Here is an 18484-nt window from a genome sequence, read left to right on the forward strand (position 1 = left end):
TAAATGATAAAATCTATATTGCAAAGAACGTCAAAGACAACTACAACTTTGTGTAATTATTGAGGTCTGTTCAGCATTTTCTCATCTTTTAAGCACTTTATCCCTGTATTCGGTTGGGGTCATGTTAAATTTCTGCTTAAAACACTTACTGAAGTAGCGCGGATCGTTTATACCTACCATATAAGAGATCTGGGTCATATTGAACTCTCCTGTCTCAATCAATTGTGCTGCACGTTTTATGCGCATTTCCTTGATAAACTCAATCGGTGCCAATCCGGTCAGCATCTTTAGTTTCTTAAAGAACACCGAACGGCTTACCGCCAACTCACTCACAAAATCATCTACAACAAGATCGCCATTATCCATGTTCTTCTCCATCAGTTCCAGCAATTTATCCATGAATTTGCGGTCTATGCTGCTCATTGCGGGTTGCTTGTCTTCTTCTGATAATGAAGAAGTATCCACGCCATCCGCCGCATGGGTTATAGGAGTTGCACCTGATGTTTCCGTTGGTGCCTCTCCCATCAGATTGGCGCGATATATCGCTTGCAACTTCGAACGCCTGAACAAAATATTATCTACCCGCGCCTGCAAATAAGTGGCGCTGAATGGTTTTGTTATATAATCGTCGGCTCCTAATTCCAAGCCTTCGAGTTTGCTCTCGATTGCAGTTTTAGCGGTAAGCAGTACAATAGGAATGTGGCTTGTGGTTACATCGGCATGTAGTTCCTTCATCATTTCAATGCCGTCCTTTTCGGGCATCATTACATCACTGATAATGATATCGGGAAGGAATTTAAGTGCTTTGTCCCAGCCCTCCATTCCATCTACCGCTTCTATTACTTTAAACTTCTGAGAGAATATACTCCGCAGGAAGTGACGCAACTCCTGATTATCTTCGACAAGCAACATGACCTGTTGAGGGTGATTTCTTGCAGTAGTATTTCCAATCAACACTTCTTCCGTTACGGATGGATTATCTTCGTCGACAACTTTTTCAAATACGGTTACTTTGTTTGAATCTTCGAGGATATATTCTACGCTCTCATCATAATGATCTCTGCCTTTAAGGAATTCAACTTTAAAGCTGCTTCCCTCGCCCAACTTGCTGTCTACAGATATGACGGCTTTGTGCATCTCGACCAGTTCTTTCACCAGTGACAGGCCGATGCCCGAACTGCTGGACTGGTTAAACAGGTTTTTATCCATCAGGTTTTCAAAACGCACAAAAATAGAGCCTTTCTTATTGTCGGCAATACCGATACCCTGGTCGCGCACTTCGATAGTCACCGTATCCTGGTCTTCACGAATAAATACAGCGATCATCTTACCGTTAGCAGTATATTTAAAGGCATTGGATAAGAGGTTGAATATGATTTTCTCCAGCTTATCATCGTCTACCCAGAGATAAAGATCGTCTTTTTCCGTTTCGAGTACAAAGTCAATATGATGTTCTTCGGCTATAGATTCGAAGTTGTCCATCACTTTCCGGACAAACGGTACAACATTCACCCGGCCAACCTGCATTTTCATTTTCTTGTTCTGTATTTTACGGAAATCCAGAATCTGATTCACCAGACGAAGCATGCGGTTGGTGTTTCGTTCTACCACCAATAGCTGTTCGCGAGCCTCGGCGGGCAGGTCTTTATTTTTCAGAACGCATTCCACCGGCCCGGCAATCAGAGTCAGCGGCGTACGCAGTTCATGCGATACGTTGGTGAAGAAGCGCAGCTTTATGTCGGATACTTGCTGCTCTATGGACACTTCATGCTTCAAACGGTAAATGGTGAACAATACGTATACGGCTACCAGAATAAATAAAATAATGCATATCACATAAAGCGAGTATGCCAATGGCGTTTCCCAGAACGAAGGCAGAATCTCTACATTCAATGACCGGGTGTTTTCTACCCAAACGCCATCGCTGTTGGTCGACCGCACTTTAAATGTATATTTCCCTTTGGGCAAATGGGTATAGGTTGCACTACGGAGTTTATCGGCGTAGGTCCATTGTTTATCCAGCCCCTCCATCATATAAGCATACTGCACATTGGCCGGGTTGGTATAATCCAAAGCGGCATATTGTATGCTTACGATATTTTCTTTGTGCGTCAGCACCAGGTCTTGTGTATTGTCAAGGCTGTTTTTCAGGATAGAATGTTCGCCGGGAATGACTTCCTGATTAGCCACATACAAGCGTGAGAACAATACCGGAGGCACATAACTGCTTTTATAAATGGAATCCGGATGAAAACGGAAGATGCCGTTACTTGCCCCGAAAAGTATATTTCCATCGGCTGTTATGGTTGAAGCGGCTTCGTTAAAACGCACGCGGAAGGTAATACTTTTATCATCATAGTTCTCAAACTGATTGGCAGAGGGAAGGAACTTACTTATGCCATGTTCGGTACTAAGCCACAGGTTTTCTTTTTCGTCTTCGCGGATGGAGAGCAGGACATCGGAAGGCAAGCCATCGTGTACGGAATATGAAGCGAAAGTGGCGTTTCCTTCTTCATCCATAGACATGAGTTTGTTTAATCCGCCTCCGAATGTGGCCAGGAAGAGTTCGTTCTGGGCGGTATTGATAATCCAGTGAACGTCGTTGTTGCTCAAGCTGTTCGGATTGCTCGGCACGCGGGCGTAATGATGAAAGACTATATTCTCGGGATTCGTGAAATCGGCATCGAAACATATGGCACCCGTGGTTGTACCTACCCAGATATGCCCGTTATTGTCGGAGGTTACGAAACGGGCTTTATAGCAATTGTCTATAGGATAGCCTTTCAGGTGATTGCGATGGTTTATAAAAACGACGTTCCCGTTTTCATCTTTATCCATGTAGTTTAGTCCGCCGGCAAAAGTAGCGATCCATAGCCGTCCTTTTTTATCTTCATATACACAATATACATTGTCGTTGCTGAGGCTGTAGATGTCGTCTACACTATAAACATAGCGGGTCAGATGGTATGCGTTGGATGCTCCGGAGGTCTTTTCTGCACGGATAAGTCCATCACCTTTTGTAGCGATCCACAAGACCCCGTTGCTGTCTTGCAACAGATTGTATGCCACTCCTTTCATCGGAGTTCCGGTTTTTGCTATCACGCCGGTATTTGTCAGATAGCCAAGATATTGCCTGTTCTTGTTATAGACACGCAACTCGCCGCTTTTGAGTCCTACCCAAACGTTTTGATCTTTATCTTCGAGCAACGAGCGTACTTCATTACGTAACGACTCGATTTCATCGGGGTGAGGTGTGGTGAGGTGAAATTGTATCGGCCTGAAGGTTACTTTCTCTAAACCTTTAGAGTGGGTTCCTATCCACAGGTTGCCTTGTTTATCCGAGAAGGTGGAGTGTATTTTGTTTGAGAACCGCCAGTCTTTGCTGCCCGGTTCGTTATAGAATGGAATTAGTTTGTTTTGTTCGCGGTCGTAACGCGCCAAACCGCCGCCAAACGGATGCACCCACACCACGCCGCGTATATCTTCGTGTACATGGAAGTTTGGTCGGGAGCGGTCGGCAGCAGCAGGTTCTATAACCAATCGTTCAAGTTTGGCTTCCTGTGTAAAGGGGTTAAAGTGCATGACACATCCGGGTTCTTCTTGTTCAAACCATACTTCGGAGTTTTTATCCATATAGGTAGACAGGATGGGGGTGTTTAGCAAAGCTTTGCAGGTGGCGTGTGAGTAGTGTGTGAGTTTATAATTAGACAGCCGATAGGTAAAAAATCCATCCTTATCCGTAGCGATCAGGATCTCATCGGGGGTGGTTTTGTTTATGCCGACTATTTTCCTTTTAGTAGGCACTTCTAACAGTAAGAAGCGTTGGTCTTTTTTTTGGAAGCGCCACAGGCGTCCTTTATCCGAGCCGAAATAGATTTCATTCGCATCTTCGCATATGGCATAGAATGATTGCTCGGCATGTTGGGGAGTGCCTTGACTTTCGACAAAGTATGTTTCTATGGTCTTTTGTCCGGCGGGTATCATTCCTAATCCGTTGTTGGTCAGAACCCATTCATTTCCGTTTTTATCCAGATACACTTTATTGTATTTGTCGGCAGGGAATAGTCCGGATTTCAGTGTGTATATTTCGGGAGTAACCTGGTGGGTTTGCGGGTTGACGGATACGCGAATGGCTCCTTCATCATCGGTCAGTAGCCAAACTGTACCATTTCCCAGCAGATTGATAGAGGTGATCCGGAATGTGCTTCCCTCGCCCGATGCCGGTACTTGTTCGAATGTCTCGGTCTGGGGATTGAAGCGGTGCACGGTATTGTCGTAGGTTTGCAACCACAAATAGCCATATTTATCTTCATACATATAGTCTACGCGGTTGTTCGTCAAACTGATCTGACTGCCCTGCCCTGCTTTATAAGTGGTAAAGGAGTAACCATTAAATTTGTTGATGCCGTCCCATGTAGCAAACCACATGGCCCCTTTCTGGTCCTGGAGCATGCTCATTACGGTGTTTTGGGATAGTCCGTCCTCGGAAGAGTAGTGGGTAAAGAAGCAGTTTCCTTGTGCAAGTAGTTGCACAGTAATCCCCACCACAAAAGATATTAAAGTAAGTAGTTTTTTTGTAGCCATTCTATCATTAGCATGAATCATCTGGCGATAAAGATACGAATTTATGGCTATTTTTTGATATATTTGCCTGTGTTTTAACAAGATGACAAATGATGAAAAAGATAGTAATGACTTGCCTGATTAGCTTGAGTTTCTCCTCTTTAGCAGCTCAGAATGAATTGTACGACTCGTATGAGGTTACCAAAAACATGCCGGTTTTCTACAATAAGATAAAAGAAAACATGACTTTCCCTATGGCCTGGGGTTATGAAGAAGACCTCGCGTTCAATGACTGGCGGGCAAAAGCACGGGATGTTTTAATGGTTTGCATGGAGGATCTTCCACCGGCTCCGGATTCGTATAATGTACAATTACTGGCTACCGAGAGGCGTGATGGTTATGTGGCGCAGAAGCTACTTTTCAATGTGTCCGAATGGTCGCGCATTCCGGCTTATTTGCTGATTCCCGAGGGAAAAGGACCGTTTCCGGCCATCGTTATGTTGCATGACCATGGTGCGCACTTTACGATTGGCAAAGAGAAGATGGTGCGTCCTTTCGGGGTTGCCGATGAAGTGCTTGCCGATGCAGATGATTGGGCAAGAAGGTGTTATGACGAACAGTACACCGGCGATTATTTTGCCGCCAATGGTTATGTAGTACTGGCTATTGATGCTTTATTATGGGGGGAACGCGGGCGCAAGGAAGGGCCTAATTATGAGACGCAGCAAGCCTTGGCTGCCAATCTGCTGCAAATGGGCACTTCGTGGGGAAGCATTATCACGATGGACGACGTACGCAGTGCGGAGTTTCTGGCAACCTTGCCCCAGGTTAATCCTGAAAAGATTGGTTCACTGGGCTTCTCGATGGGTGCACACCGTTCCTGGATGCTGGCGGCAACCACGGACCGGATTGCTGCTTCGGCTTCTATCTGTTGGATGAATACGACTGAGCACCTGATGACTGCAACCAATAATCAGAACAAGGGGGGATCGGCTTATTCGATGATCATTCCCGGCATTCGCCGTTTCATGGATTATCCGCATGTGGCATCTATCGCTTGCCCGAAACCGTCTTTATTCTTCAATGGAACGAGAGATAAGCTATTTCCGGTAGAAGGCGTGAAGGCGGCTTATGCCGAAATGCAAAAGGTGTGGGAGAGTCAACAGGCCACGGACAGGCTTGTGACTAAGATCTGGGAGGAGCAGCATTTCTTTAGCAAACCGATGCAAAAGGAAACGCTGGATTTCTTTAATAAGTATCTAAGGTGAGTCAATATAAGAAAGCTGATTTCTTATATTGAAGGATTTGGGTTTCTAATCTAGAAGAATTTGGGTTTCAACCTTTAAGTATTTAGTTGAAAGCCTTACAGATAGATTAGAATACTGTTTTCTTATATTGAATCTTATACTGAGCCTTATACCGAATCCTATACTGAGTCTTATACTGAATTCACGCCATTTTCAATAAGTAGACTATTTTCAGTAGTTACACACATCACCTTTACTCAATTAAAAATATTAAACACGCTAAAAACTCGTTTTTCCATTGCAGCAGTTTACAATCGTGAACTGCTGCAATAGAAAAGAAAGGCCTCAGAACATATTCTGAGCAAGATTTGCGATTTTCCCTAAATTAAGAAAGATCACCACAAACGAGCAATAAGGCACGCCTAAGTATTTATATTATCTCGCCACCTCAAACAATCGATCTCCATGCTGCACCGGATTCCAACCGTCATTTCCCAACAAGATAGATTCAATCTCATACCCCTTCAGGTTTTTCAACTGATGCGAGAAAGCAGCCCGCGCCTTCGGATTAGCCCCTTCGCCCGTACTCTCATACTCGGCATAGAAAACAGTTTTCTCCGCATCCTTCTTACCCCAGTTGTTCCACCCTTCGGGAAGAATCTGTTTACCCATATGGCAACGAATGAAAACCGCCTGTCCATAAGGCCGCCACGGACGGGAAAGGAAAACCTTGCTCACCCCCGTATCGGCTGTTAATGTACAATCATAAAACACATAACCGTACGGTTTACCCTTATCGGTAGAAGGCGCAGTGAGGTAACCATCTCCTTTACTATGTATCGTACAACGGTTAAACAATGCGGTAGACCACCCGAAAATAAAATCGACAGTTCCTTCAACATAACAGTCCTCGTAATACTGTCGACTGTCTTTTCCATAAGTATACAACGTATCCTGAAACCCCAGGAAACGGCAGTTCTTAAAATAAGCCCTGTCGCCGCTTACAAAACAAGCCACGGCTTGCCCCACCGGACCGGAGGAGTTCTCGAAAGTGATGTTTTCGGCATAAAAGTCAGGCCCATAAATATAACAACTGGAAGAACCGGACGTTCCCATGTTCTCGCCAAAGGCATTAGGCTTAGCAGCATAATCATCATACGTCAGCACCGCACCCTCTTCACCAACGAGAGAAACATTTATCTTACTTGCAGGAACCACAACCTTCTCTTTATAAACACCCTTACGCACCAGGATTCGGGTACGGACATTCTTACGGAAATCGGGCACCGCATTAATCGCCTCCTGAACAGTAAAGAAATTGCCGCTTCCATCCTTTGCCACAACAAAGTCATACTTACGTACATATGCAGCCAGTTCGGGCACCACCTCAACAATCGCATCCATAGCCAATCCGGCCACTACCCGGCCACCATATACATTCAAATGCGTATTATCTTCCTTTCCTTTCGGCATGGCAGGAACCGTGTTCGGCTCCACCCACATCAACAATTTCTTAGATTCTTCCACGCCCATTCCCTGCATCAGATCGTGAGTAATCTTATTCAGATCGACAAAAGGAACATTCATCTCCTTTGCCACATTACGCGGTGAGTTCAAGTATTCGCCATGCGTATCGACCAATACGCCTTCTTCATTGAAATTACGCCGTACAATAGAATTGAACAACACAGGTATCCCCCCCTTGGCGCGGGTTTCTTCGACAAACCGTTTTAAATTAATATCGAACGTTGTGCCGGGAACAGTGTGCCGGTCGGGATTCGTCTTTTCATCGTTATGCCCAAACTGAATAAACACATAATCACCTTTTTTCAGCTTAGCAACCACAGCATCCCAGCGCCCCTCATCAATAAAACTCTTCGAACTGCGTCCGTTCTGTGCATGGTTATCTACCAGAATATCTTCACTCAAAAACCCCGGAAGCATATGTCCCCATCCGCGTTCGGGATTTCCACCATCCAGTTTCTTATTGGCCATAGTAGAATCGCCAATCATGAAAATCGTAATTTTTGATTTATCCGCTTTAAAAGAAGACAGACACAAGAAAGAAAACAAAATTAAGATTAATTTATTTTTCATAATTTTACCCATTAATTTAATAGTTCTGCAAGAATACATCGATTTGCGCAAATATAGGTGTAAAAATCTTCCTTTATTAGTATAAATATTGTTTTTATACCGAATATCTGACTTTTTTTAGCTTATTTTGTTTTGAATTTCTTTTTTATTAGTCGAGTGTTATGGAATCAATTATTAATTCTCATATACCGCCATTCTCCCTCCAGGCATACCATGACGGCATATTCAAAATCATTACAGAAAAAGATGTTTTGGGTAAGTGGAGTATCCTGTTCTTCTATCCGGCAGACTTCTCGCCCGTTTGTTTCAACGAGCTCATGGGGCTGGTAGAGATACAAGATGAACTCTACCAAATGGGAGGCGAAATCTATGCCATCAGCACCGATTCGCAATTCGTGCACAAAGCCTGGCACAACGAGTCTGCCGATATCCAGAAAATACAGTTCCCCATGCTAGGCGACCGCGCCGGATCATTATGCAATGCACTGGGAGTAATGGCAGAAGAAGAAAGCGCAATCAACCCTTCCACGTTCATAGTTAACCCGGAAGGACTAATTAAAATTGCCGAATTCTATAATAAGAATGTGATACGCCTTCCCAACGAACTGATGCGTAAGCTAAAGGCAGCAATCTTCATTGCAGCGCATCCGGGAGAAGCTTGTCCGGCCAAATGGAATGAGGGAGACGAAACCATAAGGCCTTCTATTGACCTCATAGGAAAAATCTGATTTCTTATTTAAACTTAATTATGTTAGATACTGTATTAAAAGATCAACTACGTACGCTTTTCAAAGACCTGAGCCAACATTATACCTTGGATGCCGTGGTATCGCCCAAGCACCCCAAACGCCAGGAGTTGGAAGAGATGCTCAATGATCTGGCATCTTGTTCAACCAATATAGACTGTCGTTTCAGCGATGGCAATGGCTTGCAATTCACTATCTTACAAAACGAAAAGAGCACCAGAATCAAATTCAGAAGTACACCAAACGGACATGAATTTTCGTCTCTGGTACTTGCCATCCTCAATTGCGACGGCAAAGGAAAAAACCTGCCCAGCGAAACAGTTATTGAACGCATCAAAAAGCTCAACGGACCGATATATCTCACCACCTACGTCAACCTGAGTTGCCTGGCTTGTTCGGAAATTGTTCAGGCACTCGATGCGATCACCGTTTACAGCGACCAGATCAATCATGAAATTGTAGACGGAGGCATCAACAAACTGGAAGTCATTGAAAAAAACATCATGGGACTGCCCACAGTGTTTGCCGATGGAGATTTATTCCTTGTAGGCCGGGCAGATTACCTTACACTGATCGATAAATTGGAAGCAAAATACGGAACGCATTAAAACAAATTCAGATGAAAGCGATTATTAATTCACAGATAACAGACTTTAGTTTGCCTGCATATTACAACGAAGGCTTTGTTACAATCGGCTCCGAAGATCTGAAAGGCCATTGGTCCATCTTGTTTTTCTATCCCAACGACTTTTGCTTTGTTTGCCCCACCGAGCTGGCCGACATGGCAGATATATACAACGACCTCAGCCAAATAGGTGTCGAAGTGTATGGTATATCTCCCGATTCGCACTACGCTCACAAAGCCTGGCATGATGCATCGCCAAGCGTAAATAAGATACAGTTCCCCATGCTTTCCGACCGCACGGGCAAAGTAGGGAAAAGCCTGGGAGTAATCAGCCCCGAATCCGGAATCATCCGCAGTACTTTCCTGATGAACCCCGAAGGCAGGATCGAACTGGCAGAATACCACGAGAGTGGCGTTGGACGCGACTCGGGCGAACTACTCCGTAAAGTCAGCCTGATCGTAGAAGCGTACCGCTAATTATTGTCCAGATAGCCAATCAGCTTCATCATATTGGCAATATACGCTGCCATAGAAATACCCATAACTGTTTCTTCGCTGCTATAAGGCGATGTATCGTATGTATCTCCCACAAACGTGGCTGTATATTTCTTTTCGTTGCTGGCAGGCATTGGCGGACACTTTTGGTAGGGATTGGAAATCATCCGGAGTGGACTGAGCCAGTAACCCTCCTTGGTTAATTCTTTGATTATTTCCGAAACTCCCTTCTCCTGATCGCCTCTGCCGCCATAAGGCATCCGGCTATAATACTTATCCAACGGAATCGGTTCATTGGAAAGTAGTGGAGAGTTTTTAGCAAACTCATTGACAGGCGTATTTTTCACTCTCTCGTACGCTTCCTTTATCCCTGCTATATTCAGGAATGCGCCCGAACTGTAATGGGAAATTGTATTCGTAATATCCTGATCGGTATAATAACGGCCATTTACTACGTTAGAACCTTCACGGTGTACATACAACGGTTTACCCGTGTCCGGATCAATAAAACGGGGAACAAAAGTATCGTATCCTTCGCGGGCGCGCCTGCCATAGCGTTCCAACTCTGAATCGGGCAGCTTTATGGACTCCAGGAACTTGATGGCCGCAGGGATACCTGCAATAAATTTGGATTCACCGGTCAGTTGGTAATACTCCATCATCTGGTAAATCATCTGAACTGTAGTCGATGTATTGATGGCGCGGGGTTCGTAAGAGCGGGCGTGAGCCGGCTTCAGATCTGTTACGGTATACTGATCGGCCCAACCTGCATAAGGGGCGCCTTGTTGCAAAACAATAAGTATATTCATAGCCCGGATAATCGGTTCTTTGATATCCTGTATCCCCATAGCTTGGTAACATTGCAATAGGAATTCGATATTCTCAATGCTTACATCGTCGTTCAAGGTGATAAAAGAAGAATAATCTTCTTTACCCTGGAAAGGGTGGTCGTACATCAACGGATAGCGTTGAGGCCATCCTCCGATCGGGTATTGGCTGTCTAACACAAAACGAATGGCTTTCTCTACAGCAGGGCGGAAGGTAGGATCGTTCTTTTCCACGTACATCCGAAGCAGGAACTTGGCTGCGTGTATTGTCCCGGCATCATCAAAAGTGGCATTGCCATAGTAATGCTGAAACTCTTCCAGTCGCCAGGCTTGCTTGCCTATGGTACCGTACCATTGTTTTAGTGAATTCTCGCCGGCAAAATCAAACATATAATTCCAACCTCCGCAAGGTAATTGCCCCCAGATCAAAGCATTGGCAACTGTTTTTGCCGATTCGTAATAGAATTCATCGCCCGTTGCATGATAGGCATCTAAAAGGAGATGGCCAACAGAAGGGGTTCCGGGAGGTTGCACCCAAGCCATCGTGCGGTAAGCCTCCATCTCTCCCCATTGACGGGAGAAATCGGGCAGGTAGTTCCAAACGAATCCTCCTTTGTAAGTAACGTTATTCATCAGGAAAGTCGTAGCGGCTTTCATAGTCTTTAGCGCTTCTGCTTTTGATGTTTTGGATTGGCTCCAACCGGAAAGCAGTAATGCATTGATTAGTAATATACTTGTTATCAATCGTTTCTTTAGTAATGCGTTCTTCATGGTTTTTATGATTAGTTTTATGTTTTTCTGAATAGTTTTGAATGTAAATGATTAGCTGTAGGGGCGGTTCGCGAACCGCCCCTACAGTAAATCACTCCTTTCCACTCCATTTTTCTCTTTACCTCAAACTTTGCCTAAGAGGGTACACAAAACGCCTTTATGTACCCTCACTTGCAAAGAACGTCCTCCAAGAAATCATCGCGACTTGTTGCGGTGAGGCGTTTTCGTTTACCGACTGACCCTTTCCAGCCAATCAGGATATATCTTCAACACTTTCTTTGGCCAATAACCATACCATGCATACCCGGTACGTCTTTCGGCGTTTACATCTGCCAGCTTCCATACCTTTTCACCTGCGCGGGTACACATAAATGGTGTATTATCCGACACTTCATAGTAGCGTGCCCAAATCGGTTCGGCATCAGGATCTTCTACTACAACGTTATCATAAGGATATTCATGGTTAATAATCTGATCTTCAGGCAAAGTTACTCTCTCCACCCGCAGCCCTTTTATCTGCACCTTTTCAAGCCACGCTACCGCCGACTTGACGGATTCAACAACTTCCGGCGAAGGATTCTCTATCCCCATCAAAAACGAGATAACCTCACAGCTTTCATTGGCAGTTATTCCGGGTAGCTCATATGTACGCGCCTTAACCGGAACCAATGTTTCATTGTCATGCTGTTGCGCCCAGGCTGTTTTCACTCCATCCTGCACAACCTGACAATCGAGCACCATCTGTAGTCCTTTCTCGTAACCGGCTTTAATACGTTGAAGAGTAGCGGCATCCAACCATGAAAAACTCTCATCACCTTGTAGAATATTACGGAATAACTCTAAAGCTCCTGTGGTTACATCATCATTAAATGTGATAGCATCTACATCCCAGCCACGCCAACCGCCATTGCTCTTCTGAGTATCCAGCAAATAACCCATTCCTTTCAACACAGCATCCTTATAACGGGGTTCTTTGGTTATGCGATAAACATCTGCCAGATATTCTATTTGCGGGAAAGTATTCCGGTTATCCAACGTACTCTTCTTATACGATTCCTTTAGTGCGGCATAAACAGAATCGGTATTTAAAACCGCAAGCCAATCCAGATTCTTAGGCCAACCGCCATCTTCGTTCTGATAGGCTATAAAATTATCTGCAATCTCACGGTACTGCGTTGGTTCATAGCGAGCATAATTCCGTTCTTTGTGTTCAAGATTCCAATGATGAATAGCGTCATTGAAGGCATTCAATGAAGGAGGAGTGACAGGCTTATGGGTACAAGACATTCCTGCAAACACACTCATTAATAATATCGGTACAATTTTTCTCATATTATTTGCGTATAATTATCAATCTGTAATTTGATATCTTCTTCATCTTTATTTAATCTTTAAAAGATTAAGCAACAATTGCTGCCCGATAACATTGGCCCGATTGCCACCCGATGTATTAAACGTATTCATAGATTCATTCATTCCATCAATATCTACCGGCATTGTATATGCTTTCACATCTCTGATACAAGATGGAATATCCAGTGTAGTGATGATTACGCGACCGCTTCCGGCAGGAATAATACTCAAAGCAGAATAAACTTCTTTCTTGTGATCGGAAACACAGCCTACGATTGTTTCGCCATTGAATACGCGCATTCCAATACGACGGCGATTATAAGCCGAGAAACACTGATACTCCCAATTGAATGCACAGTCGGCAGGTAGTCCGTCAAATACCGGATGTTGACGATTAAAGAAATTACCTCCATACCAGGAACGACCCAACATTTTAGAATCACGGTAATCCAGTACTTCTTTATCAGCCAGGAATTCGGCCCAACGCACAGGATTATCAACAATAATCAGAGTATGTCCTTTATATACCCATTCCATGATATCACTCATACCACTACCCCATTGTTGAGGTTCAAAGGCTCCCACAAGCAGGTAGTCACCCGTAGGCGTACCAGTAGTATATGTCGGAAGATCAAAACCTGCCGTTTTCATAAACTGCTGAAGCACGCCTGTAGTATCGGCAATAGAACCTTTTGCGGTGATTCCTTCGGTATTCAACTTTACTACAAACAAGGAATCATCGCCACGGGTAATTACTTTCTGCCCGTTCAATAGTTCCGCTTCAATATAGGTATATCCGGCTTGTTTAGGAATAAATTGCCATCTGGTAATGAGATTCTGCCCATACACTACTCCCCCTTCAACTTTTACTTTATGTATAGACGTGGCAACAACCTTTCCGTCCTCATCTTTTGCTGTTATTTTCAGTTGGTAGTTACCACGTATGTTTTCTTCATTCACAATATATACGTCAACCGTTGTCGTATCGCCTATACTAAGCACTTTGCGATTCATCTTTACCGATAAGAACAAAGGGCGGTTATACCGGGCAATCAGGCCAACATCCCCTTTGGGGTTACGATAGTTATCTACAATACCGGAGTGATTTTCCAGTTTCATGCTTTCCCAACCATTTACGGCATATCCATCGACCGTATTACTGATGCGGATATTCTCTATGACACGGCCTTGATAGTAGTAAGCCACATTACCCATGGCACGGGTCAAATGGTCAACTGTCGGAAAGGCTTTGTCGAATTGCTGCTCTTTCAGGAAACGTTCGTAGGCATCATACCAAGCCAGATAATCGGCAGCTTCCCAACCCTCTTTACGTCCGGTACGTAAGATTTCGTCACGGATTAGCTGTAAACGTGGCGGGGTACCAATCGCGCCGTCTTCTCCCCAGAAAATGATCTCGTCTTTATGATCGGAGAAACGATGATAGTTATCTTTACCGATATATAAAGCATCATGGTAAACACCCGGACCACCCGCATGGTGTCTGTCCCACCAGCCATAATCGTAGAAAGTGGTATCATTGGGCATCAGATGAAGTTTGAAACGGGTATTACGTTCATTTAAAGGGTTCTCACCATTGCTTGAGTTATAGGTCAGAATGCGGGTCGGATCAAGTTCATGCCCCATCCGCATCTGGCGATAATCTTCTGCCTGCGGATATGCACCGCGCTCATTATGCATGTTATAGATAATCAAACTGGGGTGGCTACGGTCGCGACGGATCATTCGTGCAAACTTCTCATTCCGGAAGCCGAAATAAAAACGGGATTGCATATCGTTATCATCGAAACGATTGGCGGGATATTGATTGCCACCGGGTTCTTCAAAATATAACAGACCTAACTCATCGGCATAATCCAGCACGTTGGGTTGTCCGATGGTGCGATGAAAATTAAGCATATTCAATCCCAGGTCCTTAGCGATCTGCACCTGACGGCGTGCCAGTTCATCTGTAGGAGCAATGCCATTGTCCGGCCAGAAACTCCAGGAGATAGCAGAACGCAATACGATGCGTTTTCCATTTAGGTAATATTGACGATCACCTTTTATGTCACGTACTTCAAACCAGCGAAAGCCAAAACGTTGAGTCGTTTTATCTTCTCCTACCGTAACGGTTAAATTATAAAGATTAGGATGATCCACACTCCATAACTGTGCACCCGGCATTGATATAGGATAAGAATGCATAGATTCTCCAACCGAACAGGTTATTGCCGGATATTTCCGGGAGTACACACGTTTACTTGTACGATATTCAAAGACTTCCAGAAGGACATCTTTTGTAGTTATGGTGTTTGTCAGATTATGTACAGTCAAATCGACTTCAATATCCGTAAAAGCAGGTTGGTTCTTAATAAATATATCTTCTACAAAGATTTTATCCGTAGCAACCAAAGATACTTTACCTGTTATTCCACCAAATCCGTGGGTCGGATTCGTGCGATACTCCCCCCACGTATACACCTGAGAATCTTTCCAGTTGAAGTTTCCGTTAGGATCGGTTATACGGAATGCAATCTCATTTTCAGCGCCCGCCATTACATAGTCTGTGATATTCACATCAAACGGGGTACTATTTACCAGGTCATATCCGGCCAGTTTCCGGTTAATAAATATCTCGGCACGAAAACGAACGGCACCGACTTTCAGTTGAATGTTTTTCCCTTCCCATTCACGGGGAATAAAGACTTTCGTTGTAAACCATGAAACGCCTACATAATTGCCATTTACGCCAAAGGCATCTCCCCGCCTGGCCCATAAATGTCCTTCTACAGTAGCCGGAAGCGTTACATTTTCCTTATCAGGATTATCTAATAGTTGCCACCCTCCGGTAGGGAGGTTTACCGGAAGTTGCTTGACATCCACCGGAGGAAGATAAAGTTTGTCATTCGCCCATTCCGCTTTCTCATCTAATGTGATATTCCAGAATGAAGAAGAAAGATCTAATTGGAGACGCTCTTGAGTAAAACCCACCGATACGTTCATCAATCCCCAAAAGAACAATAAGCTTCTAAACAATACGTGATGTTTCATGGCAATCTGTTGGTTTATTGATATAATTTTATTCCCAATTCGCTTTTAACCAGTGCAGCATAGTTGCACTAGCACCTACTGATCCGGTATGCTGAATACCCATTCCCCCAAAATTATTCTGAAGAATATCTGCTTGCAGGTCAACAACCCCGGCCAATCCGGGCTTATCGGAAACCGGTAGTTCCGTAGCTGTTTCTGCATGGACTATTAACTTATTCCCTTTAACACTCAAAGAGATTGTGCAATCCGTACGATAGCAAACAGATGATACAGGCTCCGTAATAGGAGTAGCCTGTCCATTTTCATATTTCATCAGTATAAAATCTACAGCATGGTCGTATTTAGTTGTACGGATAATGCGCAATCCATATCCGGTAAGTGTACGTGTATCATATTTGATGTAGATTTCCATATATTGACCGGTAGCGCTACCAAATCCCTGGCCGGCCTGTTTGCCGGGATCTACATGAAGCGTCACAGACATATCGGCATAATCCTGTTCAACCGGAGTATATAACAAACGGGCGCCTTTCGCTGCTTGTACCAGGCCTAGTCCTTTCATTCCATCCAGCCCTTTACCGTAATACCAGGTGTCGCCGGTTGGAATCTCCCAATTATACTGTCCCAAATCCGAAGGCTTATATCCGTCAACAGTCCAGAATCCCGGAATAACCTGCGGCTGGCGGGTTACCGGAAAGTTCCGGAAATCAGTATAATATTCACGGCTGGGAACTATGTCCTCTCTGACAACAGACGCAGGTGTCATGCCTACTTCCGGTTTACCCGGATGGCAGCGCAGGTGCTTGGGCTCTACTGATGCTGCAATATAGTGGCCTACATCCGCATCCGATAATTGATAGGTATATTCCGGTTGATTTAAACGCGAAACGGCAACAGGTTTAAACACTTTCCTTTGGGCATCCGAACGATACCATGTTATCAGCGATTGGTCTTCACGCCCTTCCAAATCGAGAGTATAATCAACTCTAAGCTTTCCTTTTTCTGTTTTCACGATACGAGGCAAGGATATAAACCGGGGAGCTTCCAGGAATCGGGGAGCAACGGTCAGTGATGCAGCCGATTCTAATCCGGTAGCAGTTGCAGCATGAACTATAACCTGCTTTGTTTCCTCCTGTTCGTTAATACCTTTTATTTCGCAACTGTTATTGCTGTTTGTCGGAGTCAAGTGGATAAACCGTTTATCATCCGAAGTTGCGGACCAGAGTATAGGTTCTTCTTTATATTCATAATTGCCAAATCGCATGACGGTTGCATTAAGCATAGCTGAATCTACACCCGATTCTACGGATGCAACCGAAGGTGAAATCCTCAGGTAAGTCGGTATCTGGGTCAGATTCTTTGTTGTTTGTTTTTCTATTTGTTTGATTTGCTCTTTTACTCCCATCGGGTCCCAATCGTCATTGCCCCGCAAAAGATTGTATGTATTGTATATTACTTTACCTTCATGTTCCACTCTATAGGCTTCTAATACAGGTTTACCTGTCATGTCGACTGTAACTTCGGGTTTATTGGAGTTGATGAATAAGGGAGCTCCGTTTAATGATACATTATATTGATAGCAACGCAGATCATCGGTGGGATCTTGTGTCCAACCAAAATAGAGAGATTCGGATGAACTCTTAAAACGGCAATCGACTATAGTAACAGGACTACCCACTTTGGTCAGGTATTGTTTACCTTTAGTCAGTACATCAAAATCACAATCAAAGAAAACTGCTCCTGTGCCCTGGGTACGATAAAAGGGTTTGGAACTAAAAAAGGTGAATTTACTATTGAGGTAGACTCCGGTACCGCAAAGGGCATCATCGGTGCTTTCGAAATAGCAATTATCGAAGAGTATGCGTTTGGCTCCGGCAAACGGACATAGGTTCAACCGGCTGATGAAGTGTGTGTTACGTGCCACAACTTTATCGCTATTACAAATAATAAGTTGTGCCTGGGCAATGGTTGAGGAACGCTTTGAGCGGTTTAGTTCGGGAAGTAACTGATAGTTTAAATCTACATTGCAGTAATTACCGAAAGTTATATTTTCCGAGCTGATTCCGTCTCCATCAAAGTAAAACATGGTAAAATTGCCTTCCGCTCCATGAGTTTGCCCCCGTCTGCTGGCTAATATTACATTTTGAGGGTCTTGGGTTAATCCGTAAAATCTCAACCAGTTGCTTTTTACGATCTGGCCATAGGGTATCGAACCATTAACGGGTTTGCGAATAGCCGGATCGTCGGGATCGTCTATCCAGTAGACGTAAGGTGCAATGTACAGTGTCATTGGTTCTGCTTCGGAACCGTCTTTGATGTATTTAAATGCTTCGTTTACACTATTGAAAACATAAGGGTGATTGGCTACTTCCGATTCGGAGAGTTGGCCATCGATGAAGAATGCTTTGTCGTTAAGTATGATCTTCTTTCCTTGATAAAGGATGTAATCTCCATGGAAGGATATGGGGTTGGCTTTATCTAGCGGAGTATAATCTGCATACCCCTTTGCAAAAGAGGAAGTGCAGAGATATAAAATGAATAGGATAGAAAGGTGTGTTTTCATTGTTCCGGAAGTTTAGTTACTTAGCACAAACCCAAAAATAGAACTAAAAAGATGGAGAAAGGGGGAATTTCTGTTCTTTAAGCAGTAATAATTAAACTATAAGGGTGTGCCAAAGGTCTTAATGACACACCCTATATAGATTATGG

The 18484-nt window shown here is 44.1% G+C and carries 10 protein-coding genes; 4 read left to right on the top strand and 6 right to left on the bottom strand.

Features of this window, described 5'->3' with window-relative positions; all coding sequences use genetic code 11:
• Window positions 1-81: 81 nt before the first annotated feature.
• Window positions 82-4584 carry a hybrid sensor histidine kinase/response regulator transcription factor gene (locus D0T87_RS04505; RefSeq protein ID WP_163173199.1) on the bottom strand — a complete coding sequence of 1501 codons (4503 nt, stop codon included), beginning with the start codon at window positions 4582-4584 and terminating at the stop codon, window positions 82-84.
• A 92-nt stretch (window positions 4585-4676) separates the two neighbouring features.
• Here D0T87_RS04505 and D0T87_RS04510 point away from each other — a divergent pair, with 92 nt between their 5' ends.
• Entirely contained in the window at window positions 4677-5831 is a 1155-nt protein-coding gene (locus tag D0T87_RS04510; RefSeq protein ID WP_163173270.1) for a dienelactone hydrolase family protein, read from the top strand.
• A gap of 414 nt (window positions 5832-6245) precedes the next feature.
• Here D0T87_RS04510 and D0T87_RS04515 read toward each other — a convergent pair whose 3' ends face one another.
• The gene (locus tag D0T87_RS04515) at window positions 6246-7907 is read right to left on the bottom strand and encodes a pectinesterase family protein (protein ID WP_163173201.1); all 1662 of its coding nucleotides are present in this window, start codon (window positions 7905-7907) and stop codon (window positions 6246-6248) included.
• A 161-nt stretch (window positions 7908-8068) separates the two neighbouring features.
• On the opposite strand from D0T87_RS04515, the gene D0T87_RS04520 reads away from it, so the two are divergent.
• From D0T87_RS04520 to D0T87_RS04530, 3 genes are read left to right on the top strand one after another with little or no spacing between them, the layout of a single operon-like run.
• Window positions 8069-8635: a redoxin domain-containing protein gene (locus D0T87_RS04520; protein WP_163173203.1), complete on the top strand. Its 567-nt coding sequence runs from the start codon at window positions 8069-8071 to the stop codon at window positions 8633-8635.
• A gap of 20 nt (window positions 8636-8655) precedes the next feature.
• Window positions 8656-9261 (top strand): hypothetical protein, encoded by a 606-nt coding sequence (locus tag D0T87_RS04525; RefSeq protein WP_163173205.1) that lies wholly within the window; start codon window positions 8656-8658, stop codon window positions 9259-9261.
• Window positions 9262-9272: 11 nt separating this feature from the next.
• The gene (locus D0T87_RS04530) at window positions 9273-9755 is read left to right on the top strand and encodes a redoxin domain-containing protein (protein ID WP_163173206.1); all 483 of its coding nucleotides are present in this window, start codon (window positions 9273-9275) and stop codon (window positions 9753-9755) included.
• On the opposite strand, the gene D0T87_RS04535 is transcribed toward D0T87_RS04530, so the two are convergent.
• The 4 genes from D0T87_RS04535 to D0T87_RS04550 form a co-directional block, all read right to left on the bottom strand.
• On the bottom strand, window positions 9752-11371 hold the full coding sequence (locus D0T87_RS04535; RefSeq protein WP_163173208.1) for a pectate lyase: 1620 nt from the start codon (window positions 11369-11371) through the stop codon (window positions 9752-9754). The two genes, D0T87_RS04530 and D0T87_RS04535, sit on opposite strands and share 4 nt — an antisense overlap.
• Window positions 11372-11599: 228 nt before the next feature.
• Window positions 11600-12703 carry a pectate lyase gene (gene pelA / locus D0T87_RS04540; RefSeq protein WP_239063477.1) on the bottom strand — a complete coding sequence of 368 codons (1104 nt, stop codon included), beginning with the start codon at window positions 12701-12703 and terminating at the stop codon, window positions 11600-11602.
• Between the two features lie 48 nt (window positions 12704-12751).
• A complete protein-coding gene (locus D0T87_RS04545; protein ID WP_203558612.1) occupies window positions 12752-15727 on the bottom strand; it encodes a sugar-binding domain-containing protein in 2976 nt (991 codons plus the stop codon).
• Between the two features lie 76 nt (window positions 15728-15803).
• Window positions 15804-18338, bottom strand: coding sequence for a hypothetical protein (locus D0T87_RS04550; protein WP_163173212.1), 2535 nt, complete (start codon window positions 18336-18338; stop codon window positions 15804-15806).
• Window positions 18339-18484 lie beyond the last annotated feature (146 nt).

Source organism: Bacteroides sp. 51, assembly GCF_010500965.1.
Lineage (GTDB): Bacteria > Bacteroidota > Bacteroidia > Bacteroidales > Bacteroidaceae > Bacteroides.